We start from the raw sequence: 26,145 nt of genomic DNA on the forward strand, positions 1-26,145 counted from the left end.
TGGAGAACATCACTCCGAGTTCGTTTTTTATTTTGTCTATATGTATTAGCGGCGGACAGTAAAAGGTATGAATGTATTATTTTTTGATAACAAAAAAGTATAAAAATTCCGTCGGGGATAGCATTTTCTCTATGCTGAATCCTGCTTCACGAAAAGCTTTTTCCATTAGGTCAGAAGGAATACGAATTTCCATTGGAGGTCCCATTGGGCTTTCTTTGGGTTCCCAATCAAAACTCAAAAGATATGCTCCTTTTTTCATTACACGTTTAATTTCATTTAGACATGTCGATAATGGCTTAACTGCATGTAAAACCAAAGAAGCAATCACGATATCCACTGAATTATCTTCCAAGGGAATGTTTGTAGCTGACGCTTCGACTAATTGAATATTGGATACCTGTTGTTCTTCCATTCGATTTTTGAGGACTTCTAACAGTTCTGGTTCCAGGTCAAGAGCATATACGATACCATCAGTTAGTCCAGCAGCTGGGAGTGAAAAATAACCGGTTCCAGCTCCTACGTCCAAAATCGTATGGTTTTTCTGTATCGGGAGTAGCCCCAATAACTTTTCTGTGGGGAATAGTTTTTTTCTTTCAGGACTGTCTAATAAGTCCTTGTTTTTGGGGTCAAAACGGTGTTGTTCTTCCAACTCATACACCTCCACATTTTTGCACCACAATATGTAGTGTAATTTATGTGGAACAAAAATACAAATTTTAGGAATTTTATGCCAAGGTCTATTTTGTGCAACTATTAAGGATTTCTAAATGGATATGTAATGTAAAATAGCAAGGCATCTCAGGCTCACTTAACTTCTATGACAAAGACCGATGATGTGTCGCCTTTAGAATACTTACCATCTTCTGTCATCCAAAAAGCTGAAATCCCATAATAATAAACGCCTTTTTCTTTGGGAACGTTAAAATAACCATCATTTAAGGGAACTTCAACATTTTTATTGTCTTGAAACTGCTGAACATTCAATTGAGTAGGTGCAGGTTTATAATCAAAGGAAATTTTGATATTTGCTTCTGAAGCAACAACTATAGGGGTTTTATCTTTTAACATTGACTTTCCGCCAAAATAATCTGCACAGCCCAATTTACCCCAACAATAGCTACTTTGAGTTACAGGAATCTATCGTACCCGTTTAGCTTAAAGAAGTTTAATTAAATGGAATGTTCTGTTCTAGTGCAGGATTACTTCCATTAAACCAGCTATCTAATTGTCTTATACCATCCTTCGAAAAATGATATGCCGAATAATACGTTTTTGTAATTGGACACGCTCCAAAATTAACAATGGTTTTCGTTATAAGTTCCTTTACACCATCACGATTGTAATCAAAGAAGGTAAAAGCAGGAGTAATCGTTAAAATCAATTCCAATTCTGTCTGCCCACTCTCTTTCTGAGTCTTAGCGTAAGCTAAATAAGCTTTTGCTTCTTCGTTATCTAAAATGATTTTTTTGCTGTCCTGATCTAAAATGACATCCATCGTATTGCTTTGTTCGTTATAGCTCTTAACCATTAATCTCTTTTGTAGATAATCATCAGTTGACCATATCTTAGATAACTGACTGTTTTTGTATTCATAACAGTACACATCTGAAGTCGAGCCATATTTATTTGTAAAAGCATATGTAATCCCTACTAAAATTTTGTTTCCATCTATATACAACTGAAATGTGTAATGATCAGATGGTTGAGTAGCAAAAATCTGCTTTTCACTATCAACTTTTAAAATTGTTACTTGTGAATTTTTTACCTGCAAACCTACATCTCCATTATCTCCATTGTAATATAATTGAACCTCGTCAATTTTACCATCTTGGTCAACATTTATTTTGCGAATAACTTTTATCGATTGCGTGGAAGTAAATGGGTTCCACTTTTGAGCCGCTTCTAAAATTTCACTCTTTGCCGCTTTGTCGTTACCCGTTACTACTCCCGAGAGAATATATGTATTTACTTTAGTGGAATCATTAAGAAAAGGTTGAGTTATATACAGCCAATAAATAATATCAGTCTTGCCAAGACCCTTTTCCTGTTCCGTTGCCGCTGTGAAGTTGTCATGTGATAGTTTTAACAATGTTGCCTTTCCCGCCGAAATTGTAATTTCTTCCTGAGAGATTACATTAGAATGATTGGGAAAACTAATGTGATCTGGTGAATCGACTTGACGTTGCTCAATTAGGTCAATATCCTTCCCTGTTCCTGTAAGATTATTGGTTGAAGTAGACTTCGGTTGTAACTCATTCTGAACTGTGGGTGAGGGAGAATGTTTAGCCGAAGTACCATTGGTTGCATTACAACCTATCAAGATCATCGTAAAACAAAAAATAAAAATAGCAGTTTTTAGCATAATTAACTTCAACCCCCTTTTCGATTTTACTGTATATAGTCGTACAAAGTTATTGACGGTTAAAAACGTAAAAACCAGAATGATTCGATCAATTTTACAATCGATATTTGATACGCCGAACTGAAATTACGGCTTCCACGTATCTCCACCATCTTGTGATTTGTATTCAACAATATTCCGTTTGGAGTCATTCACAAATTCAATAGATATAGTTCCATTTTGCAAGTTAGTTTTATCAAACTTAGGTGGCATCACGTTTCCATATTTATAATTTTGAGGGATATCTATAGTTTGTAAAGTCCAGGTATTACCGCCGTCTTTCGAGCGATATAAAGGAAGCATCACAGCTCCATGTTGGGAAGCTGTGATCCATCCGTTTTGTGTATCACGGAATGTAACTCCAGTAACATAACCGTCAATTGTTAGGCTGACATCTGCTAGGAATTGCCACGATTTTCCTGAATCGGTTGACTGATAGAGGGTTTTGCCCATCAGTCCTGCCGTTGGCTCAGAGGTCAAAAGAACCCAACCAGTGAGGTTTTGTTGTGTTGGCGGAAATGAAGTAAATAGATTTTGCTTACTGACCTGCTGTTCCCAGGGCTGTTTTGTTGGCAAAGTAGCCCGATTCCACGTTTCCCCAGTATCTGTACTATGATACACGACTAACTTACCCGGAATTTCTGCTTTTGCGGAATAAATAAACCAACCATCTGTCTTTTCATCTACAGTCGAAAAAAGGAGATGCGATGCTTGCTCCACAGACGGGGTAAGATAAGCGTTAACATTTGTCGAACTGACTGGTGTAGATTTATTTTGTTCTGGAGTCTGATTTCCCGTTGCAATCGTACTAGTTGGTGACAAAATGTCTTTATTATCACTGCACCCATTTAGAATCAGTGACATGCAAAGTATGATGATAACGACGAATTTCATCGGTAATATTCACCCCTATTTTTTCAGTTTAAAGTTACTTTAAAACTGGGGTAGCCTGGTGTGGTATTTTTATTTAGCTATCGTTTCCCGTAGCTCAGAAACGATCGGGTTAATTGGAGGTTTTAAATGACCAAATGTAATCAGAAGCCATTGTATTTCCATTTTGATCTTGTATCGCACCACTAATTTTTATGGTCACAGTATTTTCAGAGCCAAAGTCAAAATCATTATTTTTCGGAACTAAAGCAAGTGTTCTATTTTGAGAGTCATAAATAAATTGATAGAGGTTCGTGAGATCTGAACTATGTTTTGCTTCACATATTTGAATTGTTTTACTATTAAAGGTGGATTGTTTCATATCTCGTAAAAAGCGAATTTTTATGATTGTTTCATTATATGAACTTCCTACAGCAGGTTGAACAGAATGAATAAAGGGAACTGAAGGTCCGTTGGAAGAAGTTGGTTTGAAATCATTCCCCTTACATCCGCTCGATAACAAGAATAAAACAACAACTACGAAGATACTAATATAATTTTTGAATGACAAACATTTCAACTCCCTACTATTTGACGAGTAACCCAATTCATATGTTACATGGTCCAAAATAAATTTAAGACTTTTTAGATCTTTTGCCCCGTAAGTTAACTTGGGTAATTTTTTTGTAGGGTGTCCACATAGTTTTTTTCATTTTGTCCCTCTAATTACATTAGACGAAATACACAATTGATATCTGTTTCACATTCCTGCATAACATTATCATCTCTAAAGAAGCCTTTACTTCACTCCTTCAATTTTGCGATCCAAGTCGTATCATCTTCAAGATAAACGAGCACATGCTTGGCGTCGATCCAATGATTTGTTCCAAGCGGATATATGTTGGCTGTGCCTTCTGGTTTTCCGTATGAAGCCATAGATGAAGAGGAGGAATCTATGATAAGCAGTATGTTATTATCCCTGTAGCCTTTAGTTTTATCTATAACTTCTATGCCATTACCGTAAAAAGCGTACTTTGAACCATCAGGAGACCATTCCCCAGCTGCATTGAAAAAGTAACCTTGCGGAAAACCAGCTACGATCGTTTCCTTGCCACTTTCCACGTTTAACAACCATAAATCTTTTTGAATGGAAGGTTCCACTATCTTTCGAAAAAGGACCTTTGCCCCATCAGGAGATATAGCGATTGACTTTCCGTTTATCGGAAACTCTTTAACTTCTCCGCTTGTCGTGTTTACAATAAGTAGAGAATGGTTATAAGTTTCTGCGGCAACTAAATCTTTTGCAGTACCTACAATCGTCAGGCTGCCGTACTTTTGAGAATCAATGAGTAGTTTTTCATTACTGCCATCCTTGTTTACAATATAGACACTCTGCCCTTTCTTTACCGAGAGAATTCCATTTCTATTGGATACAAAGGCGATTTTCATCCCGTCCGCCATCGGATGCGGATTCGAACTCCAGTTTAAACTATATTTTCTCTCCCCGAAATTGGCTTCGTCCGTTTTGACCTTAAGGTTCAGTTCATCATAGCCTTTAGTGCTTAATAGGGGTTTTGCTGAATTGCCATCCTCCGATACAAGCCATATGTTCGTTTGATCTCCAGCCACTCCAACCAGATCTCCACTACTCATTTTTATAGACATTCCGTCTGCTGGAAACAGTTGATTCTTTACCGTAAAACCCTTACCAAAAGGCAGGGACTTTGACGCTATTTCGAGTGCCTCGGGGCTTGAAAATTGTTCGTCAGCAGCTCTTATAAAGTAGGCGGTGGTCGTCCCCAAGGCAAAATCTTTTCCGGAATATCCTTTTAATCCAATATAGGTGATCGGTTCCGGATATAGAATGATTCCATCTTTAATGTGAAAAACATTAAGATTACCCCTCCCGAACTTCTTCCAGTTCCAAGAACGAAGAGGTTCAGTGTAGGTTGTTAGTTTCGAGGTTGTTTCAGCACTGGGAACCGGCGTAATGATGGGTGAAGGTTGAGCCGTATTTTCGTTGCCCTGTTTAGAATCGCATCCGGTTAGAGTGATACACAACAAGCCACACACAAGTAAATAATTAAAACTTTTCAAAAGAAAACTTCCTTTCCCCATATATTACACATATTTAGACGTGATGATTTCTGAGTTGTTGCAACTTTTACCATGAGGCATTTAGAAAGGTATAGAAATATTTTCCTTGTCTGTGTCACGATAAGCTTCCTTTCCGCCGCTGGATACGTTTCGCTCGGTTTGAAGTTTCTATACACCAGCTATTTCCATTTTTTAAACGTCCGTGAGCTAATGAATGTTTCATTAGGACAAAACATTAGAACGTAGGAGGAAAATGTCTAACCATGTAGAATGTAGAGGTAACATTTTCCTGAAAGGATGAACTCATTTATGGTTCGTGGTGACATTTTTTTTGCTGATTTATCCCCCAGCTTTGGTTCCGAAATTGGCGAAGTACGCAAAGTACTTGTTGTATCCAATAATGTTAGCAACCGATTTAATCCACATGTAACAGTATCTGCAATAACAAGCCAATTTGAGAAAGCAAAACTACCCACCCATGTACTCATTAAAGGTAATACTGATTTAGGGCAAGATTGCGCTGTTTTGTTGGAACATGTAAGAACAATTGATAAGAATCGACTCAAAGATAAAATCACTCACCTCGATATCGAAACTATGACACGTGTGGATACCGCCCTGAAGATCCATTTTGGACTGAACAAAGAGCAGCCAGATCATGTGGGTGTATAATGGCTCGGAGGATTCACGTCTACACGAACGAACAAATCCAAAACTGTGTCCATTCACATGTACAAGTCGAAGTTTGGGTTAATGGACAATTGGATACAGTTGGTCTAATTGAATATTTCACTACGGGAGAGCCGCTTGGTTAATGAGTCAGAGCCATGATGTTAACGAAATAGAGCCACCTTCTCGGAAGGAAGAGCCATCTTTGTATTAAGTGTTGTTCAGTAAGCTTGGGTAAGTTCATTAAGCTCCTATGAAAATTAAAACCGCTCAAAACCGAAAAAAGACAATAGAAAATTAGACCCAGCAACAATCGTTTTAAAAAAAGGCTGAGCCTTCAATTGAGAAGAGTGTTATGTAGTTCCAAAACTAGTTCAAAATACTTCAAAAAAAGGCATGGCTGGTGCAACAACCAGAAAGGATTAATCTCCTATAAGTGCTACCCATATAGGGTGCGACAATCTGTGATGCACCGTGGTGGTCGGAGTCAGACTAACGGTTGGGCTCTAAGGCACCATAGCTCATCGACCTTCTTCGCCAGCCATAAGAGCAGTATAGACTGATAAAACCATTTTCATAATCTGTGGTGCAGCGCTTGCGCTGCATGTGTGGCTAACGGGCAGTTTAGCGTGGCTGACCGACACTTACATAACTTTACATTATCACTTTATTACGATAATATATTAGAGAAGTAAAGTAATAAAGGATGTGGTCTTAATCGAATTCATTCGGCTAGCAATACCAAAAGGCAATACCTCAGTTAAGAAGGGAGTTTGTTATGGTGCGAGAGGCATTAATTAACAGAAAAACAAAAGAAACAGAAATTAAACTGGAGCTTAATCTCGATGAATACAGTGAAGGCAACATCAACACGGGAATTGGATTCTTTAACCATATGCTCACGCTTTTTGCTTTTAGGGCAGGAATAAAACTAAATGTGGATTGCAAAGGTGATTTAGAGATAGATGGGCATCACACGGTTGAGGACATTGGAATATGCTTGGGGCAAGCAATCAAAAAGGCTATAGGGGATAAAAAAGGCATAAACCGTTATGGTAGTTCTCGTATACCTATGGATGAGAGCTTAGCATTAGTGGATTTGAGTATATCTAATCGCTCTTTTTTAGTGTTTAACGTGGAAATGCCGTCAACACGAGTAGGCGAGTTTGAAACCGAATTAACCGAAGAGTTTTTTATCGCTGTAGCGCATAATAGCGGGATAACCATGCACATCAATTTGGAATACGGCAGAAATACACACCATATAAATGAGGCAATTTTCGTGGCATTCGGCGATGCGTTGAAGAAAGCAATTAGGATAACTGGCGATGTTATTCCGTCTACGAAGGGTACGTTATCATTATGAAAAAAATATGTATAGACGCTTACGTGTAACAAATTATGGGGGAGGAATTTGTTTCATTGGACATCTGACGATTACGCTAACGGGTACGATAGTTGAATTAGTTAACCGAGAGCCATCAATTATTTGATGGCTCTCACCATTAACATAATGGCTCTATTTTTTTAACACGGTGGCTCTGACTCATTAACCAGCTGGCTCTACGGCACCGAAATATTCATCTAATCAAAGTCTTTACGAACGAATGGATTGCGGTTGAAGATGGCAAATATCTCCGAAGCAACTGTAAAATTATTGCATTGAACAATCCTAATTTCAGAATGAATTGTCACTTCTAATAAAATAAAAAAAATTGAAAGGCTTGTCGCCCAGTTCTTTGTGGGTACCAAGCCTTTCATTTTTTTCGTTAAAATGAATTTCTTTATTTTTTTATAATCATTAGCTGGAAATTCGAACCTCTAGTCAAGCCTATTTGGATCAGGATATGATAATCCTCAACAAGGAGGAGATAGCTTGAAACCAGAGAAAAAACAGCATTCCACACCTTATACTGTGAATGCCCTAATAGAACAACTGGAAGGGAAATATGAGTATATTCTGGGTTTTACAGTACTAGATAACGTAATGATTAGCGAATTTGAAGAGAACAAGTATGAGCTGCACAGAGATTTTGCTTACATAGCCAATGTTGCTCGTCAATTGTTGGAATCACAAACTCAACACATTACGGTTCAGTTCGTATTCGGAACGCCGAAAAATAATGATGTACTCTACACCATAGTTGCTGTCAATAAAGATACCGAGATTTTGATTGGTGTTCGTAAATCCAAGAGTGGAGGTTTTGAAGTATTTTATGATTAGGTATTCTGAATTCATAAAATCCCTACGCTTACTTTTTGCAAGCACAATGGACGACAAAACAAAAGTAAAGAGGATAGCGATACACGAAGAAAATTATAAGCTACATTGTGGTGCAGAACATTTTGGAGCCTGGCTGGAACAAGGGCTGTGTTTTGTGGCTGAAGAAATGATACAACCTTGGCAAACCGAAAAACCTGATTTGCAATACATAAGTGACCCTAATGCAAAAAAAGAGTTGATTTGCACCATTCATTTTATAGACAGTGAGGAGCCACGGGTGTATCAAGTTCTTTTTACCCCTGTTGGAATCATTTACAGTTGGAAGCCGGGAGACATTTAATATGTTGAACTTCTTTAAGCTCAATGGTAAATGGTATGATCAATGGTCGATTTACAGTATGGATATGTTGAACCGTGAATTCACGAAGTACGATAAAGAGTTCGATAGGGTATTAAAACGAAAATGGTATGTCAAGAACAGAGTACGTGTCACTTTGCTAAATGTAACTACTGAATCGAACGATTGGTTTCTCCGAGAACCGTTCGCACACTGGTTGTATAATTTTTCTTTACATCACTCATCTTTATTCTATTTCTTAGACACAACTTCCATTGCGCAATTTAAACAAGCGATTGACCATGTTGAAGCACAGTTGCCGTTCCCAATTGAACATAGCAACAAGTTAGTTCAAAACGCTTTTGAGCTATGCCGAAACGATTATGAACGAATGGAATTAGCAATGGTCATTAGTCATGTCGAATAACTTCCTGTTCCGTTAGTTCGGGTAAAAAATATTTAAAGGAGAGTTAGTATGAAAAGACTTGCAGGGGACAATTACATAAGCTTTATTCAGTCCGTTTATCATTTACTCACCACCGAATATAAGAACGCAACGGCTATTGACATAGCTGTAAATATTGATGTAGCCCGTTCTTATCTTAAACGTGATTTTGTCCCTCGTAAAATAACAGAAACGTTGGGCATTCTCAATTGTTGTTTGACTTTGCATACGTCTCATAATCTGATGCACTTTTTTTATCCTCAGTTTAAAGAAAAAGAAGAAGCTTTATATGCCATTGGGTTTATTCAAGGCGATAGAGAATTTGGTGTCCAAGCTATCCCAACAGATAACGGATTTCGTTTCGTTGAAGTCCAATTAAATTAATTCATATTAACAAAATGACCGTCTCTCCACATGACGGTCATTTTGTATGTTCAAATATGTTTTCAAACGGTATGATAAATGAAACGAATCCTGAATTGATAGTAAGTATTTTTAATTGTGGGATGTGGAATTAATTGGCTAATACATATCTACTTAAAACCATTGTCGAAGATGAGGTTAAACAGAAATTAGCAAGGTATTTCTGCGTCGAGTTTGAAAAAAGGTAGTGTTCATTTACCAACTGGGGGAACGCACGAATTCGATGGTGTTTCGTTGAATGGTGATATTATTGCATCGATAAAAACAGCTTCGGGGAGAACCAGCGGCGGCAAAAATCCAAGTGGCAAAATTAAAGATATCGAAGCAGAGCTATACTACTTACTTTTAGCAGAAGCAAAACAGAAGCTGCTTGTACTGACAAACGTTGAGTTCTACAGAATCATACAAAAACGTCTAAAAGGCAGATTACACCCCAGTATTCAAATTATGGCTCGTTTATCTAGACAAACACGGCATTTGGTCGAAAAAGTTCAACAATCGGCAAGCGATGAGATGAAAGGTAACTAGTATTTAAGACTTTACTTGGAATCATTCATGGTGTGAATTTATCCGCAGTAGTATCGCAATCCTATATTATTGCCGTTTTAAACAATCCCCAAGGAAGTTTTGCAGGATTTTGTCGACAATCATTGAATACTATTTAGAAAACCAATATTTAGGGGATTGTTATGAAGTTCAATGGGCGCAGTTTGAGTTTGTTCGGGGTTTATCTTGTGAGTGTTATCTTATTAAATGGTTGTGGTACTCCCGATAAACCATCTTCAAATAATATCACTAATCAGCCTCTTGCCCAATACGCAAGTGGCAAAAAATAATGTCCCAGATGCAACGCCTGAAGGCTATACGTTAGTTGCGAAAGATTTTGTAATGTTCTTGAGATGGACCGAGGCTGACAAGAAATTAAATGGGCAGCTGCAGATTTTTGCAAAACAAACCAATGGGAAGCAGTCAACCGACAGCAGTAGTCACACTTTCGAGGGAGTATTAAGCGGTGAGAACGTAAGTATTAAATTTACTGGCAGTGTATGGACGGATGGATTAGCGGGTACAACATGGACAGGAACCTTGAAGAATAAAACATTATCATTAGTTGCTCCAATGAATGATGGAACATTGCAAACGTATGCCCTACAACCTGGGACAGTTAATGAGTACAATCAAGTAGTAGCCCAATTGAAAACCGACGTGGTTGAAAACAACAAACAAATGGAAGCTCAAAAACTTCAACAACAACAGGCTCAGGCTGAAGCAAATAGGGTTAAAATGATGCAAGACAATGTAGTTTATGCGAATCGAACAGTTACAGATTCTATAAAACAAATTCAGGATATATTGAACAACAAAGAGGATCCGAATGCAGGGTTCGATGATGTCCTTAAAGATTACGAAGAGAAATGGCAACAGATGCAGGCAGATTACCGACAATTGCAAGCCAATGGATCAAAGAGTAATTTAACGCAATCTGATTTAAATTACCTACAAAGCGAAGTTAATGGAATCCAAAGTGATTTTAATGGGATTGTTTCTTCGGATAATGGAATGCGGAGCGTTACCAATGGTGTAGCCAGTTCAGTATCCTATATCCAACGAGCAATGCAGTCATTACAAAATAATTTTGACAACTTGCAGAAAGCTGTGAGTGCGAATACGACTGGAATGCCTCAATCTCAATATTCACAAGATGATATTAATAAATATCTAAACACAGTACAGCAGAGGATTGACAAGATCAATCAAGTAAGGGATGCAAAACTAAATATAGGAACAGAGTATCATAATAAAGCGCAAAAGTTATTGGAAGATGCAAAGCAATATGTAAGCTCCAAAAGATCTAACAAATAAGTGAAGAGGATTACAGATGATAGAGCGCTAAAGGAAGTATATAACATCCAATTTTTATATCTTTGGATTTGGAGTGAATGACTTGTATATAAATAATGGATTAGAAGAACTATCCGAGTATTTAGTTCAAAATATCGGGACTTTATTAGAGGCGAAATCTTTGCCTAGATTAGAGCAATATATTGAAAGTATTCCTTGCCCTATAAAATATATGGAGATTTTTGATTCTTTGATATTAGAATTTCCCGAAATCAAATTTCTCTATAAAGAAATTCAAAATAATGATAGTTATGTTATGCTCGACTATTTAGTTGAATATTATGAGGGGAATAATGGGTTATACGATACGCTAAAAGATAAAATATATGAAATTAGGGATGAACTGTGGGGGGGATTTGGCGAAAATATACTTTATAATGAAAATGTCAAAGCCAAAACAATTTATGAAGTAGATTATCAACAGTTTCCTAACGCAATAACTCATTTTGAGGAGACTTATTATTTTGTATTTGATAAGGCGACAAGTAATAGAGTGGATGAAGTCATATCTGAAATAACGAAAGAAAATCATAATATTCATTTTGTGGATGTTATAAATGAAAAGTTCGATATTTATGGTCTTTGTTATGTTCCGATTGTCGAACAAATTAGAACTTTAAGGTTCGATTCGTTTTGTCAAAAACAAAAAATAAATAAAAACTACACTTGGAGCAAAATATTCAAGAAATTGAGGGAGTTGCGAATTCCTGTTTGCTTATTTATTGACTCCAAAAATGAATTAAAATTAATGCATACATACGCTATTGGAAATAGAGATAGTAATGGACTTGAAGGTTGGCGTGAAGACTTACGGAGGGTCTTTATGTCATCTTGGGAAGCAAATATTGCCAGGATTTTAAATTATAAAAAAATTAGGTGGGAATATGAGGCATATCAATTTGAACTGAAAACCCATTTGGATAAAAATGTAACCAATTTGGGAACGGCTGGCGAAAAAATATATCACTATAAATACAGACCAGATTTTTTATTGAGTGAAAATAAAATCATCGAGGTAAAGGGATTTTGGGATAACAATAGTTTAGAAGTTGTAAAATGTTTTTATCAAGAGTATCCACATTATAAACAATACATTATCGATTCTGATATGTATTATTCCTTAGAAAGCTTGTATTCTTCTCTTTTACCAAATTGGGAAAAAGTTAGTTTGAAAAATAACAAAAGTGAAATATTGCCAATAGTTGGAATCAACAGACCCGAAAGGATTCCTTTTGTAAAGAACTTGAAAGTTAATGATGAAGTTTTTCTTGAAAGAGATTCGGAAAATGCCTTTGATGTAAATGCAATTAAAGTTATTGATAAAAATCGAAATCATATTGGATATGTAAGTAAAGACTGGGCAATTGTTTATGCCGATAAATTGGATTTGGGTATGAAATTTAAATCAACAATAACAAGCATTGAATCAAAAGTTATGAAAATAAATGTGTCAAGAAGTAATACAAATGATTTGAAGGTATATCAGTTTTTGCTGCCTATCTAGCAAGAGATAATATTGCAAATTATTTATAAAGTTATTGCAATGTTCTGAAGCTTTTTTACTAACAAAATTTTTGTTATAGGTTCCTCGTAATGCCACTCAATAATTTTTACGTTATGCGCATTGCTTTTTTCCTTTTTTAATCTATCAAGCTCTTGTCGTCGCTTTAAGGCTTCCTCGCCACCGAAATGGGCAATCGGTTTGTAATGCTGTATGCCCTGGTATTCAAAAGCTACATTTATGGACGGTACGAATATATCAAAATTTTGAGGAGTAAGCCAATCAGGATAATGTTGATATAAAGCATCCGGAAAGTAAATGGCAACTAGCTCAAATAAAGCATGCTCCGAACGCCATTTGATCGGAATAGTGCCGTTATGGACCAATTCATTATATATCTTTTCAGTTTCTTGCTTATGCTCCCTTTTTATTTTTTTTCTTTCTTCTTTATGTAATTCGTTATATTCTGCTGCGCCTGGTAAACTGTCGTAAAAATGGCGAACCTTAGCGTTAACTTTTTCATACTCCTTTTGGATTGGATTTAAATAATTTTTTCGGATAAATAGCTCAACATATGACTTATTCTCAATTTGAAGCCTTTCTTGAAGTATCTCTAATGCTTTTTCTTTTGCTTTTAAAATATGTGGGTCTTTAAGTTGCAAACCGTGACCACAAAAATGTGGAAAATTGCAGATGTACTTTAAGTCTATACCATATATATCAAATCCCCAAATGCCTTCAACCAAGCTTATTCTATGTATGAGATTGTTTAATAATATCAAGTCCTCAAATTGTTCTTCTGTAAAGATAACCAAGTGGTTTATACTATGATCATCTTCACAAATGTTTTCAAGAATAATGTGCCTTGTAGCTCGTTTTGCAATTTCAACTGCAATAAAGTACTTTTTTTCTGGACGAGATTTAAAGAATACCTTATAAATAGGGCTTTCTAAGTCATTTCCCATTTGAAAACTTAAAGGAACCATTTTCTTATGGAGTATCTCTTCTAGATTCATCTCTTAACCCTTCTTCTTTAAAATTTAAACTCAACACCCGACACATCGTTTGTATCTATGGCACATGAAGATGCAAAATAGTCTTCAACTTTTCTCTTTCCGCCTTAAACATTTTTGTATCTATTACAAAGTCATTACCTGTACCTTTAGTTTTTGACATAGTTATTTCCACAAAATTCTACAAATGATGTGTGGTTCCTGCTTTTCATAAACAAACCGAGATTGATTTCAATGTTCTGATCTATATGTTTTTACGAAAATGTCGCAAGGTTTTCCGAGGATATTTATTTTTGTGAGAAATGTATAATTAAAAACAAGAATTAATATAAGGTTGTAGTATAAAAAGTGAATTGCAGCATGTATAGACTAAAATTAACGATTCAGTGTTTGATATATATCGCTAAGGTTGGGTTAAATTATGTTAATAGACACCAATTTCTGCCCGTGTAAAAGCGGTCTAAAGCCAAATGAATGCTGTCTAGTCCACGAATCACCGCTTATAGAAAGAAATCAAGGTTTCTCATCGGTAGATATACAATCGCAATTGGTTGACGATTACGGAAATCAATTTATCCCTTTGTACGAAATGCACACGAATGTTCAGATGCGGAAACCTCAACAGCTTTCTCATCAGATTCTAGAATTATTGTATCCCATACGAGAAGCATTAAACGTAAGCAATGGAGCAAAGCGGCTTAAAAACGCTGAGCAAATAGATAATATGCTGAATCGAATTGACGATAGCTTACACGCAGTACAGTACCATAAGAGGCAATTCTTGTTTCGTCTAAGATTACTGACTGGTGAAGAGTTATTGTTAAACAAAGTAGTTAGTGGTAATGTCACAATAGAAATGGATGATATGCCATTACGGTATGAGTTCGAATCCTTTATTTCAAGAATCAGAACTACGCTAGATGTGATAGCAAAGTTGATAGCTTTACATTTAGGCAATAAGAATGTATCTACAAATGGTAAGTTGTATGCCGAACTTAAAGAAAATAAGCGACATAAGGGTACTAAACTTTATAATGTGTATATGGAAAACGAGCATTGGATTGTTCAATTGAAGAAGTTTCGAGATTCTGTACAACATGATGGTGATTTGCCTGGATTCAAATCGTTCGAGTATGAAAAAGGGTATTTTAGTTACCCCAAGTTAAATGAACTCACCGCTAACCATGTGTGTTTTACTTTATGGAGTAATTTAATGGTATTTCTCAAAAGTGTTTTGGAGGCTATATTTCCAGACTGTTTTGATATTATTTGATTCCAAATTTCTTCTAATATGGATTGATTGCGATGATATTTTCACAGATAACAAGTTGATTTTACAGACTTACATCAATACATATAAACTATTGAAATCGCCTTAGAGGGAAGGATTATGATTAGCGAAAGGCGGGTGGATTTATGAGCATTGGTTCATCTTTAGGAGCCATTGTGAAAGCAGGACATACTGCGTGGAATCTTTTACGAAATCCAAAAAAGTCAATCATTAACCTCATCATTAAATCGCTGAACATAGGCAAGGAGCATTTTAAAGAATACCTCTTTTCCAAGGTCGCAGATAAAACCTTGAGTTTCGCAGAAGGGGTTTATTGGGAAGAGAAAAAGCTTCATGACTTCTTTCTTAATATGTTCGATAGAAATAAAACATTTGGCTTCGAACATTGTAACGCTGAAGAGCTATCTTTGGAATTAGAACAATTCCTGGTTGTTTCGGGGCATCAACTGAGTGAAGCCGAAAAGGTTCATATTGTAACTCAGATAATCAGTTTTGCAAAGGAATACTATCTAGAAAAACAAGTTAATGATGCCAAAGCAATGAATCAAATTCAGCTTCGTCAAGGTATTACCCTGAAACAGATTCTTGCTGCTGTAGCCACTCTGCCTAGTTTGAAAGAGCAAATTAATGAAATACAAACACAACTTAACAACAAAGATTTCGTGAGTGCCGATGAAACGGGAGAAAAAGGGTTTCAGTCGCTTTATACAGATTGTATTCTTCTTTATAACCGTAAAGAATATAACTCCTTAATTGGATTATTGGAACAAGCATTAAACAATACTGAGTTAAATAATGAAGAAAGGATTGCATTATTTTTTTTACAAAGTGGAGTTTATTACAATCAATACAATTATGATGTAGCTTATGAAAAGCTAATATGCATTGAAGACTTAGATCTTGATAGGAATACACAATTGAAACTTTCTTACCTTGCACTAAAGGGGAGTGTACTGTCGGAGAAAGGTTTGAAGGAGAGTAACACCCAATTAACCAAATTAGGTACACAGTGTTTTGAACAACAACTTCAATTAGTTCAAGCTGACGAATGTGATAATCATTTACTATGGTCCATTTACTATAACCTTGGCACATCTTACATGAGTGTTATTGAAAAAAGGGACGAGCTTGAATTATGCATTCAATACTTTGAGTTAGCATTAGAGATAGACGACACAAATCCAGAATTGTTAAAGAACCTTGGAACGGTGTACGGATGGGTTCACGCACACGATAAAGAAATCGCATTTTATCAACGTTCCTTAGAAATAAACCCAGATTTATTAGAAGCGCTCTGTGCAATGGGTTATGTTCAATATGCTTATTTTAATGAACCAGTTGAAGCTTTAAGTTATTACAAACGTGCTTTACGTCAGCATGATCAGTTATTGAGATTTCCCGCAATATTTTACTGGGTAGCAAAATGTTACATTGAATTGAATGACTGGCAAAATGCCTTCGAATCAATTGAAAAGGGGCTAAGGTACAACCCAACTTCAAAAAACTTATATGAACTGAAAGCGGAAATTTTATTTCAGTTACAAATTCAAAACTCAGCCAGGTATTTAGAATTGTTTGTTCAGCATGTCCGAACTTACCACCAATACATAAATGCGGATATAGCAAGTAAAGTGCTGTTTGCACTTGTGAATGAAAAACGGTTTCAGGATGCAGAACAGTTTCTTGAGGCTCTTGAACCATCATTAAGAAACGAACCGGATATGATTAATGTTTATACCTCTTGGATGATTGAACTTCAGTCCAACGGTGAATATGAAAAGGCAGAAATGGTGATTAACAATATTGATGTGGACCGCATAGATAGCCGAAGGCATTTAACGCTATATTATTTTGTTAAATCCCGACAGCATATTGGATTTAAACAATATGAGCAGGCGCTGCAGACTCAATTCAAATTAATCGAATGTAACACATACCTAGAAGAACGTGAGCTGTTATGTTTTATAGGTGAAACTTATTTACTAATGGAGGATTTCAACGAAGCTCGAAAGAACTATCAAAGAGCGAAAAGATTATCTGAACAAAATTACTTTGATGTGGAAATAGGACTATGTAAGTCCTATACAGGTTTAGGTAGAACTACACCAGCCAAATTAGCAATTGAAAACGCTACTCAACTACTTTCTTTTGTCTATGTTTCTAAAATAGTCGAAAAATATGAAGGCAATACAACGCTATCTAAGGAAGAAATAGATCAGAAGGTTCAGCAAATTTATCAATCTGTTGTACAATTAGCTTGGAAAAATGCAGAACAAAGGTTGCTTACTCCAGTAGTGGATATAAAGAATGACCGTGAAGCATTAAAAGCACTTTTGGATGAGCATTTTGTCCAATTTGGGGTTGAACTTTCATTGAGAGTAACAAGGGTAATAGGTAGAACTGCTTTTAACTTTCAGCAAATTGCAAATGACATGGTGCAAGCGAAGATACACGAAGTTGAAAAGGCATTTAATGTTCAGCAAAAAAGCTAAGAGACAAGTCCTCTTAGCTTTTTTATGTGTGCACTAGGGTGGTTACTCAAGCCCTTCAAGTGAAGGATGTCTTTACATCTTTTGAATCGTTTCTGCTGCTTTTAACATGGCATTTCTAGCAGTCTCTTGTTTGAGTAACTTATTTTTTTCTTCGAGTTGCTCGTCCAAGATCAACTCAATTCCTATTTTCATCAGTTTAAAGTATTGAAGGCACTCCTCCTCACTTAGTTCATGTATCCCTTTACTTAAAATCGAATACATAGTTGTATTTTCCGTCAAAAATGAAGGTAAAAATCCGTTCAGGGCTGTTATTTTCTCATTCATTCTCATTTTACGAAACGATTCTTCGTCCCAATCTTGTCCATTCAGAGCCTTGCTGTGAGCCTCCTCGACTAAGCCTTCAAAAATTCGCCTTAAATAAACATATGAGCCGATACCAACACCGTGCGAAGCAAGCCCAATAGCTCGGTGTAGTTCCCTATACTTTGAACTGCCGAGTGTTGTACGGTATTTGGCGATTTCGGAATGAGTCAAATCAGCTGAAGATGGATATTGCCCAACCTTCATAAATTTATCTGTTAACAATGCAACAACAAATGTCATGATATGAGTATGATCCCTTGTACATGCAAATTGCTGAATGAAAGTATGCTGATTTACTAATGCAGCAAAGGTCTGCCTCCGAGCCTGATTTTCTATTTGACCAATCATTTCTCCCCCAATATTTTCAAGGACGGGAGTTCTAATGCTCTCCTTTTTTTCCGTCTTTGCGGGGTTAAAAAGACTTGCGAATGTGCTTTCTCTTTCTCACTGAGTACAATAACAATCAATTGTGCCACTAAAATATAAAATTTCTTTCAATTCTTGGACTTCAAAATGATTAACAGCAAATGATTGATATAATGAAGTCAACAAATAAAAACTTTCTGGAGAAGGTAAATTGTTTTTTTCTGGTACTTCGACCTTTGGAATTTTCATAAACCGTTTCGTCACTCCATTTGATGGGTTATGTTGGAATTGATTATATCAGTATTGGGCTTATATCTACAGTTTTTCACCTAAAATATGACGGCAGATCGTGGTGGAAGACCGCCACTTTAAAGGATATAATGTGCGTAGACAAATCTTCTAATGAGAAATGGAAAAGGTGGATTAATGTGTTTCGAACAGAGGAGGAGTTAGTCCAAAGACTTATCCAATATCACCAGAATAAATTCATAGTTCAAGAAGTCGGTGTCGGATACGGGATTTCGGATTTGCTCATCATTAGAAATCAAGCTGAAATGGATCGGTTTATCGGAAAAAGACAAGGAGTTTATTTAAAGCATCTGGATGAGGTCAAAGTATTTGATTCTATTCGGAAACGAAAAAGAGTCCAAGTAGATGAGCTTCAATCAGAGCTATTCATTTCTAAATCACGACTTAAATACAGTATAATCAAGCGGCTAGAAGAAGTCGGTGCAGTATTGAGGAATGGTCAGACCTATTCAAGGAATCCTCAGTTCACCCTGTTCTCCCCTGACGTAACAGCGATAGAAGCCAAATTAGAGGATTGGACAAAGGGGTTAGCGCAAGCCATACGCTATAAACGTTTTGCTGATAAGACGTACCTAGCATTGGACGAGCAGTACATACACCGTGCAGATCAAAGTGAATTTAGACGATATAACGTAGGGCTAATGAGTGTAGGGTCTAGGGTGAAAGAGGTTATAAAACCTACTCCAGACAAACCCCTAGACCATTTAATGAGATATAAAGTGGCAGAAGAAATAATTTCAAAATTAACGCCTACATGTGAGAAGCATCGTTGAATTTGGACTTGGATACTTCCAGAATAACATCTCTCCATACCTCTAAGTGGGAGTGTCCAAAGTTCTTAATACGCTTTTCTTTATTGATATCTTTGGTTAATTGCACAGCCGCAGTAACACATTCAGTGAATTTATTCATTCTTCCTGCTGGTTGAAGTAAAGAGAGTTCCGACATTTGATTGTTCTTAGTCAAAATATGATGCTTTATGACATTGTTAAATTCACAAAGTTGATTTGTATTTATTGAGCCATTACAGTAATCACATTGACATACAACGGCTTTTCCTGCGTTAGTTGAAAGAATATCTTCCAACATATTTTGATTATACAAGCCCATTAGTTTTTCAATGTAGTACCTTCGGTTTGCTGCCCCACTTTGTTCTCTTTCCAAATACTCTTTTTTAAAATTATCACTCTGCCCTAATCCTGTGGCAACGGTATTTGCTCCTAATGCGAGTAAGCCCAAGCCGAAATCGTTGATTCGGGAAAGGATGATTTCCTTCTTTGACTCCGCCAGTATTTTGACTAAATAAGCGTAGGATAGATAATGGTTGCTGTTGGTTGAATCAAAATTCCCCGAAATTTGAAGGTAATAGCCATCAGGATTTGCAGAAGTGACTAAATTAACAAGGTCCCTTACATAATCAATATCTTCAAATTGCCCAACTTCAAATGAGATACCATAATATAAGGGTTTATTCATACCGGCACTTTGAAGATACGATTTACTTTCCTTGTAGGCATTGTAGTCGACATTTAGCCAATCATCTTTATGTGATTCTAAAAAGTGATACGGTGCTAACAAGATACCGGCATTATATTGTTGTTGAAAATCAATCACCTTTTTTACTCTCTGTTGCAGAGCAGTGATGTTGGCAAAATCCTTGGGCGTTTCCTTCTTCAATGCACTAACCAAATAGGGGATTTTCTTATAAGTTGATTTCGTGGTGAATGCCGAATACCCTAATGTCTGAGTGTAAGGGTCAATGATAAGGCGAACCCCTTTTTGAGAAAGTTCAAGATAGTTCTTATCGGAATGTAGCAATTGGGGAGCATTGAAAACAGCACCCTTAATTTTGTGGCTATTATGAAATTCAACAACTGCTTTTGAATCATTCTGAATAGCCATAGGCAAAAATTCAACATCGGTATTAAAATATACCGATGTAACTTTGGAGGTTGTTCGCATACCAGGTCGTTTGTGCTTGTCCAAAAGCACGATAATGGTATCGAATGGAATAGACCGTTCAAAAGGATGTTTTTTCAATAGGGTTTCAACAAGTTCGGAAATTTCTATCGGAACAGAGGGGACTTTAGTAGCCAAGGGTTCCGGAGTTTCATTTAAAATTTTATGTATAGCCTCTAACTGGTTGCTCATTTTTAATGGACGCTCAGTAGCGATAAGCTCGTAAAGAATTGCAGCGGCAGAATAGTAATCCGCTCGATTATCGATATCTTTTGCAGAACGTAATTGTTCAGGTGCCATATACGCAAAAGTACCCATACCTTGTCCAGTTGTAGTCAGGGTGCTTGCGTCAATCAGCTTTGAGATACCAAAATCCAAAATTTTTATATCCATATTCTGATTGGTCACAATGATATTAGATGGTTTTAGGTCTCGGTGAATAATACTTGCTGAATGGATGGCTTGAATGCCTACAAATACATTTTTTGCAAGAAGGCAGGCATCTTGTATAGATAGAGGTTTTGTTTCAATACGAGCTTCTAGTGTTTCGCCTTCCACATACTCCATTACTATGTAACGATACTTTTGAATTCCGTCACTTACAAAGCCATCATCAATATATTTGACGACATTTTCGTTTTCGATTGCTTTAAGAATGCGAATTTCACGTTCAATTCTTCTTGTTTGAACCGCTTCTTTATCTAAAATGTTTTCACGAATCAGCTTTAATGCATATTTCGTGCCATCTTTCTCGACTTCATAAGTTGTACCAAAATTTCCAGCTCCAAGTGTCCGTATGATTTTGTACCCATTGATTTCTTGCAATACATTTCCCTCCAGTATTTAGGAAAATCGTTCTCTAGTCCTATTGAAACATATAATAACAAAATTTTGAAGAAGAACGTGCCTTCTATCAACAGTATTTTATTTATTTCCTAGGAAATGCATTTAAGAATGCATCCATTTACATAGGAATGCAAAGATTTACGTCGAAATGAAGGGGAAATATTTAGTCATCACCTCTTCCATTATCGCATAAATATCAAATAGCACTCACTGTGGTGACTCCTATGAAAGGAGGGACTGCAAATGGCTGTGTTCAAAATACAGCTTGGGTCATTTAAGATGACTATAATGTTCGTAATCTTTCCAACGATGTAGTACGAATGGAGGCTAAAACAGTATTAGGGCAAGAACCTCGAAAGAGGTGCTTGCTTCGGATAAAAACAAAAAATACATAATAACAGAACAAAAATTCCTTCGTACTTCCCCCTAAAAACTCCTCGAATAAAGAATTTCCAAGTTGATGCACCTAAGAATGAAAATAAAAAGGATGTTCAAAAGAACACCCATTAAAATCAATCATCATCGTAATCGTCACCCAATCTGTGTTCAATGCAATTATCGCACATTCCGATTTCATCTTCTCTACTGAGTTGATAAGGTGTCCCGCAAGTTATACAAAAACCTACGGTTTCCGAATTACCTTCAAAAGCACATTTAAAGCATTTCCAAATATCTCTTTCGAAGTCTCTAATAAATGAATCTCTACCGCATTCTGGACAATCATACTGTGGGTATTCTCCGCCATCTTTTACTGTTTCGTACTCATTTATATTCAATACATCAGAGATATAACGTTGCGCCATTTCATCAGCTTCGGCAGAGTAATTACAAAATAAACATTTTGAACCATCATCCGAAACTAGGGCTTTCTGGAAACAGCTTGGACACAATATTGGAGTAGAAAACGTAGCAAAACTCTGAACATCTGAACTGATTTCGTTCCAACGATAAGTAACGAATTCTTGTAGTTCTCCTAGATTTGCTCTAATGTTATCTAAGAGTTCTTCGTCGTCAGTAGTTATGTTTTCGCTAGGGATTTCTCTTTCGATAAAATCAATGACTAAACTTAAAATCTGATGTAGGTAAGCTTTTAAACCATCCCTAGAGTCTGTTATGGAGAAGTGTTCGAGTTTATTTCGTCTTTCTCGTAGTGTCTTAAAGACATCCTCATCCTTTTGTTTAAACGTGACATTGCAATGCTTTTTAAGTCGCTCTACACAAGTTTTAAAATCGACACTTTTGAAATCACCATCCAAAAACTTTTGGTGGTTAGCTTCTTTTAGATTTTGGAAGACATATTCCCGGTTGACTATAAATAATCGATATTTAAAGACTAGCTCAATTCCAGACGACAAATGGAGTAATCCATATTTAATATCAGATTTGGATTTCCCACTCATTAGGTATTCAGTTGAGGAGAGTATAAAATCCAGTCCGTTTTCAAGAAGTCCATATTCGATATCATTACTGTTTTGTACGCTCAATTGTCTCGCCTCTTATAAGGTAGAATACCCATATTTTCCATTTTAACCAGATGTGAGTCAAGTGATTTTTCCATAACTACCGTTTAGTACATACAATAAAGATTGGTTCGGGGATATACAGATTTTTGCATAAACGATGTATAGGGGTTTGATTTAGAAGGGATGTGCGGGGTGGATGTTACGTTGATTAGTTTCTTCAAGTTGGATAATTTTGGGTTATTGATATCTGCTTCTGTTTGGTATATGGTTAAGTTATTGGCAATGAGCGGGGTTTTAGGCGATTAATATATTTGTTAATCGGTGATTTTTAATGTGTATCGTGTACATAATGGTGGACGTAAAGTAGTAAACAAAATAGACGAAGTGCACCGCTTCAATACGGCCAGGCAGGACGCCCTGCTCCCCGCTGTGGAGCAGGGGATTATTGTATTTATCGGGGCGACTACGGAGAACCCGTACCATCATGTGAACGGCGCACTGCTCAGCCGTTCGACGCTGTTCCAGCTGCAGCCTTTGACGAGGGAGCACAGCCTGCTCGCCATGAGGCGGGCGCTGGCGGAGAAGGACAAAGGCCTCGGCTTCCTCCAGCTGCGCGTGGAGGAAGAGGCGCTTGAGCATATCGCCGCAATGGCGGGGGGAGATATCCGGCGAGCGCTGAACGCGCTCGAGCTGGCTTGCTTGACGACGCCGCCGGAGGCAGACGGGACGGTTCACGTCACAGTCGAAGTGGCGGAGGAATCGATCCGCAAGCCTACCGTGAAAGCGGACGAGTCGACTCAGTATGACGTGCTGTCCGCTTTCCACAAAAGCGTTCGCGGTTCCAGCGACGCCGCACTGTTCTGGTTTATATATGCCGTCGAGAGGCTGGGAATGGACCCTATGACCTTCCTGCGGCGGCTTATTGTCGCCTGCAGCGAGGACATCGGGCTAGCTAACCCGCAGGCGATGGTGCAGGCCGTAACGGCGATGGACGCTTACCATAAGATCGGCTGGCCGGAGTCGAAGTTCGTGATCGGCCAAGCCATTCTTTTTGCGGTAGAAAGCCCTAAGTCCAACGCGGTCGCCATGGCCCTTGGCCGTATAGGGGATACGCTGGAACGCATAAAATCCGCCGAAGTGCCGCTCCATCTTCGTGATGCCCATTACTCCGGCGCCGAGAAGCTTGGGCACACCGGCTATTTGTACCCGCATAACTATCCGGGCCATTATATTGTGCAGCAGTATTTGCCTGATTCAATCCGGAATGAGCATTTTTACGAAGCGACAGAGCAGGGAACCGAGAAGAACATCCGTCACAATCAGCAGCAGCGCATAAACCGAAGCTATGAACAATTCTGACTTGCCACGTTACAGCAGCCGTCCTTTGGGCGGTTTTTCTTTTTATCCATAATCTTCCTGTAAAGTTGCCCTTGACAAAAATATTTTGCGCAATACAATATATAGTGAGAGTATCGTTTAGCATATGGGCCGCATATTAATATATCAAAGCACTTTTTTTCGGCTAAATGTTGCCTGGGGGCAAAACAGTTAGCCTGACCCATAATATATAAAGAGGTGAACACAATGAACGAGAATGCTGTTTCCGCCCTTTCTTTGCAGGAAGAGGGCTGGAGCCAAAGACGGACTGAAGCTACGCTTCCGGAAGTATACAGGAGTTTGAAAATTCCGAAAAAGGGTTCATGGATAAAGAAGTTTCTGGCGTTCGCCGGTCCCGGGTATATGGTGGCGGTCGGCTATATGGATCCTGGGAACTGGGCAACAGACATAGCCGGAGGATCGATGTTCGGCTACACCTTGTTGTCGGTTATTCTTCTGTCGAATCTTATGGCGATTCTTTTGCAGGCTTTATCCGGCAAGCTGGGCATCGTAACGGGAAGAGACTTGGCTCAGGCGTGCCGTGACCATTACAGCAAGCCTGTGACACTGATGCTGTGGATTTTGTGCGAACTGGCCATAGCCGCTTGTGATCTGGCGGAGGTCATCGGTTCGGCTATCGCTCTCCAGTTGTTATTCGGAATTCCGCTGCTTTATGGCGTGATTATTACGGCTCTTGATGTTCTGGTGGTGCTGCTGCTGCAGAATAAAGGCTTTCGATTTATAGAATCACTGGTCATTGTGCTGATCGTCACTATTGCAGGCTGTTTTGCGGTGGATATCTTCCTCGCCAAGCCGGACATGGGGGCCATTATCTCAGGTTTCGTGCCGAGAACCCAAATCATAAGCAATCCGGCAATGCTTTATATCTCGATCGGAATTTTGGGCGCCACGGTTATGCCTCATAATCTTTACCTGCATTCATCCATTGTGCAGACCCGGGGGTTCGAGCAGACCGACTTGGGCAAACGGCAGGCGATCCGCTACGCCACTTGGGATTCCACCATCGCGCTGTTCTTTGCTTTATTCATCAATGCGGCCATCCTGATCATTTCCTCAGCAACGTTCCACAAAGCCGGAATGACGGAGGTCGCGGAAATCAGCGATGCTTTCCGCCTGCTGACTCCTTTATTGGGGACGACGATAGGAAGTGTCCTGTTTGGAGTCGCATTATTGGCATCCGGCCAGAACTCGACCTTGACGGGCACATTGGCAGGGCAGATCGTTATGGAAGGCTTCCTGAACATTCGGCTTTCCCCCTGGCTGCGCAGGCTGATTACCCGTCTGATCGCCATCGTGCCGGCGGTTATCGTAACGGCTATCGCCGGGGAAGGCGGAACGGCGCAGCTGCTTATTTTGAGCCAGGTGATCTTATCGCTGCAGCTATCCTTTGCAGTCATACCGCTCGTGCTGTTCACCGGGGACAAAAAGAAGATGGGGGAGTTCGTCAACCCGCTTTGGCTGAAAATGCTGTCTTGGACGGTGGCCGTCGTTATCGTTGTGTTGAATGTGTATCTGCTGTTCCGCACCTTTTTCGGTTAGACGGTGCCGGATGCCAGTCTCGCGGTCACTGCTTGCCGAGAAAGAAATCATATGTCTGGCGATTCGACTGGCCAGTAGCTTCCGTGCAATTTTACGGCATACAATTGGAGAAAGAACTGATACGAACGTATAGGGTATGCTGGCTTGCGGTATGCTGGCTTACTTTGCTGAACGGCGGATGGTTATACCGTTAAACCAAGGGAGTATCGCTGTAACTCCGATCGATCCTACCCGATA

General features: G+C 38.1%; 23 protein-coding genes and 1 pseudogene. 14 read left to right on the plus strand and 10 right to left on the minus strand.

Annotated elements, in window-relative coordinates:
* Positions 1 to 76: 76 nt before the first annotated feature.
* The 6 genes from ACZ5N7_RS00970 to ACZ5N7_RS00995 form a co-directional block, all read right to left on the minus strand.
* Positions 77 to 649 (minus strand): class I SAM-dependent methyltransferase, encoded by a 573-nt coding sequence (locus tag ACZ5N7_RS00970; RefSeq protein ID WP_464656571.1) that lies wholly within the window; start codon positions 647 to 649, stop codon positions 77 to 79.
* Between the two features lie 155 nt (positions 650 to 804).
* On the minus strand, positions 805 to 1,068 hold the full coding sequence (locus tag ACZ5N7_RS00975) for a hypothetical protein (protein WP_464656573.1): 264 nt from the start codon (positions 1,066 to 1,068) through the stop codon (positions 805 to 807).
* A 97-nt stretch (positions 1,069 to 1,165) separates the two neighbouring features.
* Positions 1,166 to 2,362, minus strand: coding sequence for a hypothetical protein (locus ACZ5N7_RS00980; protein WP_464656575.1), 1,197 nt, complete (start codon positions 2,360 to 2,362; stop codon positions 1,166 to 1,168).
* 126 nt (positions 2,363 to 2,488) lie between these two features.
* Positions 2,489 to 3,295 carry a WD40/YVTN/BNR-like repeat-containing protein gene (locus ACZ5N7_RS00985; RefSeq protein ID WP_464656577.1) on the minus strand — a complete coding sequence of 269 codons (807 nt, stop codon included), beginning with the start codon at positions 3,293 to 3,295 and terminating at the stop codon, positions 2,489 to 2,491.
* Between the two features lie 109 nt (positions 3,296 to 3,404).
* Positions 3,405 to 3,842, minus strand: coding sequence for an Ig-like domain-containing domain (locus ACZ5N7_RS00990; RefSeq protein ID WP_464656579.1), 438 nt, complete (start codon positions 3,840 to 3,842; stop codon positions 3,405 to 3,407).
* A gap of 233 nt (positions 3,843 to 4,075) precedes the next feature.
* A complete protein-coding gene (locus tag ACZ5N7_RS00995) occupies positions 4,076 to 5,368 on the minus strand; it encodes a TolB family protein (RefSeq protein ID WP_464656581.1) in 1,293 nt (430 codons plus the stop codon).
* Positions 5,369 to 5,677: 309 nt separating this feature from the next.
* Between ACZ5N7_RS00995 and ACZ5N7_RS01000 the strand changes: the two genes are divergently transcribed.
* The 9 genes from ACZ5N7_RS01000 to ACZ5N7_RS01040 all read left to right on the plus strand — a co-directional run bounded on the left by ACZ5N7_RS01000 (position 5,678) and on the right by ACZ5N7_RS01040 (position 12,872).
* On the plus strand, positions 5,678 to 6,040 hold the full coding sequence (locus tag ACZ5N7_RS01000; RefSeq protein ID WP_464656583.1) for a type II toxin-antitoxin system PemK/MazF family toxin: 363 nt from the start codon (positions 5,678 to 5,680) through the stop codon (positions 6,038 to 6,040).
* Between the two features lie 778 nt (positions 6,041 to 6,818).
* Positions 6,819 to 7,403, plus strand: coding sequence for an imidazoleglycerol-phosphate dehydratase HisB (hisB, locus tag ACZ5N7_RS01005; protein ID WP_464659092.1), 585 nt, complete (start codon positions 6,819 to 6,821; stop codon positions 7,401 to 7,403).
* A gap of 510 nt (positions 7,404 to 7,913) precedes the next feature.
* Positions 7,914 to 8,261: a hypothetical protein gene (locus ACZ5N7_RS01010; RefSeq protein WP_464656585.1), complete on the plus strand. Its 348-nt coding sequence runs from the start codon at positions 7,914 to 7,916 to the stop codon at positions 8,259 to 8,261.
* Complete coding sequence (locus ACZ5N7_RS01015) at positions 8,254 to 8,601, plus strand: hypothetical protein (RefSeq protein ID WP_464656587.1); 348 nt, start codon at positions 8,254 to 8,256, stop codon at positions 8,599 to 8,601. Before ACZ5N7_RS01010 ends, ACZ5N7_RS01015 begins: the two co-directional genes overlap by 8 nt.
* 1 nt (position 8,602) lies before the next feature.
* Positions 8,603 to 9,025 (plus strand): hypothetical protein, encoded by a 423-nt coding sequence (locus ACZ5N7_RS01020; RefSeq protein ID WP_464656589.1) that lies wholly within the window; start codon positions 8,603 to 8,605, stop codon positions 9,023 to 9,025.
* Positions 9,026 to 9,073: 48 nt separating this feature from the next.
* A complete protein-coding gene (locus tag ACZ5N7_RS01025; RefSeq protein WP_464656591.1) occupies positions 9,074 to 9,427 on the plus strand; it encodes a hypothetical protein in 354 nt (117 codons plus the stop codon).
* Between the two features lie 213 nt (positions 9,428 to 9,640).
* On the plus strand, positions 9,641 to 9,994 hold the full coding sequence (locus ACZ5N7_RS01030; protein ID WP_464656593.1) for a hypothetical protein: 354 nt from the start codon (positions 9,641 to 9,643) through the stop codon (positions 9,992 to 9,994).
* A 225-nt stretch (positions 9,995 to 10,219) separates the two neighbouring features.
* Positions 10,220 to 11,329, plus strand: coding sequence for a hypothetical protein (locus ACZ5N7_RS01035; protein WP_464656595.1), 1,110 nt, complete (start codon positions 10,220 to 10,222; stop codon positions 11,327 to 11,329).
* A gap of 82 nt (positions 11,330 to 11,411) precedes the next feature.
* The gene (locus tag ACZ5N7_RS01040) at positions 11,412 to 12,872 is read left to right on the plus strand and encodes an HIRAN domain-containing protein (protein ID WP_464656597.1); all 1,461 of its coding nucleotides are present in this window, start codon (positions 11,412 to 11,414) and stop codon (positions 12,870 to 12,872) included.
* A gap of 23 nt (positions 12,873 to 12,895) precedes the next feature.
* Here the strand turns inward: ACZ5N7_RS01040 and ACZ5N7_RS01045 are convergent, their stop codons facing one another.
* Positions 12,896 to 13,885: a hypothetical protein gene (locus tag ACZ5N7_RS01045; RefSeq protein ID WP_464656599.1), complete on the minus strand. Its 990-nt coding sequence runs from the start codon at positions 13,883 to 13,885 to the stop codon at positions 12,896 to 12,898.
* A 418-nt stretch (positions 13,886 to 14,303) separates the two neighbouring features.
* On the opposite strand from ACZ5N7_RS01045, the gene ACZ5N7_RS01050 reads away from it, so the two are divergent.
* Positions 14,304 to 15,155, plus strand: a complete 852-nt coding sequence (locus tag ACZ5N7_RS01050) for a hypothetical protein (protein ID WP_464656601.1) — start codon at positions 14,304 to 14,306, stop codon at positions 15,153 to 15,155.
* A 143-nt stretch (positions 15,156 to 15,298) separates the two neighbouring features.
* Positions 15,299 to 17,665, plus strand: coding sequence for a tetratricopeptide repeat protein (locus ACZ5N7_RS01055; protein WP_464656603.1), 2,367 nt, complete (start codon positions 15,299 to 15,301; stop codon positions 17,663 to 17,665).
* A gap of 72 nt (positions 17,666 to 17,737) precedes the next feature.
* Here the strand turns inward: ACZ5N7_RS01055 and ACZ5N7_RS01060 are convergent, their stop codons facing one another.
* Positions 17,738 to 18,376, minus strand: coding sequence for a hypothetical protein (locus ACZ5N7_RS01060; protein WP_464656605.1), 639 nt, complete (start codon positions 18,374 to 18,376; stop codon positions 17,738 to 17,740).
* A gap of 446 nt (positions 18,377 to 18,822) precedes the next feature.
* On the opposite strand from ACZ5N7_RS01060, the gene ACZ5N7_RS01065 reads away from it, so the two are divergent.
* Positions 18,823 to 19,476, plus strand: coding sequence for a hypothetical protein (locus tag ACZ5N7_RS01065; RefSeq protein ID WP_464656607.1), 654 nt, complete (start codon positions 18,823 to 18,825; stop codon positions 19,474 to 19,476).
* On the opposite strand, the gene ACZ5N7_RS01070 is transcribed toward ACZ5N7_RS01065, so the two are convergent.
* Positions 19,454 to 21,487, minus strand: coding sequence for a serine/threonine protein kinase (locus ACZ5N7_RS01070; RefSeq protein WP_464656609.1), 2,034 nt, complete (start codon positions 21,485 to 21,487; stop codon positions 19,454 to 19,456). The two genes, ACZ5N7_RS01065 and ACZ5N7_RS01070, sit on opposite strands and share 23 nt — an antisense overlap.
* Positions 21,488 to 22,020: 533 nt before the next feature.
* Positions 22,021 to 22,992, minus strand: a complete 972-nt coding sequence (locus tag ACZ5N7_RS01075) for a hypothetical protein (protein ID WP_464656611.1) — start codon at positions 22,990 to 22,992, stop codon at positions 22,021 to 22,023.
* A 354-nt stretch (positions 22,993 to 23,346) separates the two neighbouring features.
* Between ACZ5N7_RS01075 and ACZ5N7_RS01080 the strand changes: the two are divergent.
* Together ACZ5N7_RS01080 and ACZ5N7_RS01085 are read left to right on the plus strand one after the other, a co-directional pair.
* A pseudogene (locus ACZ5N7_RS01080) lies at positions 23,347 to 24,330 on the plus strand (AAA family ATPase); the annotation flags it as partial.
* Positions 24,331 to 24,555: 225 nt separating this feature from the next.
* Entirely contained in the window at positions 24,556 to 25,908 is a 1,353-nt protein-coding gene (locus ACZ5N7_RS01085; RefSeq protein ID WP_464656613.1) for an Nramp family divalent metal transporter, read from the plus strand.
* Positions 25,909 to 26,145: the final 237 nt, after the last annotated feature.

The organism is Paenibacillus sp. JCM 18996 (assembly GCF_055392555.1).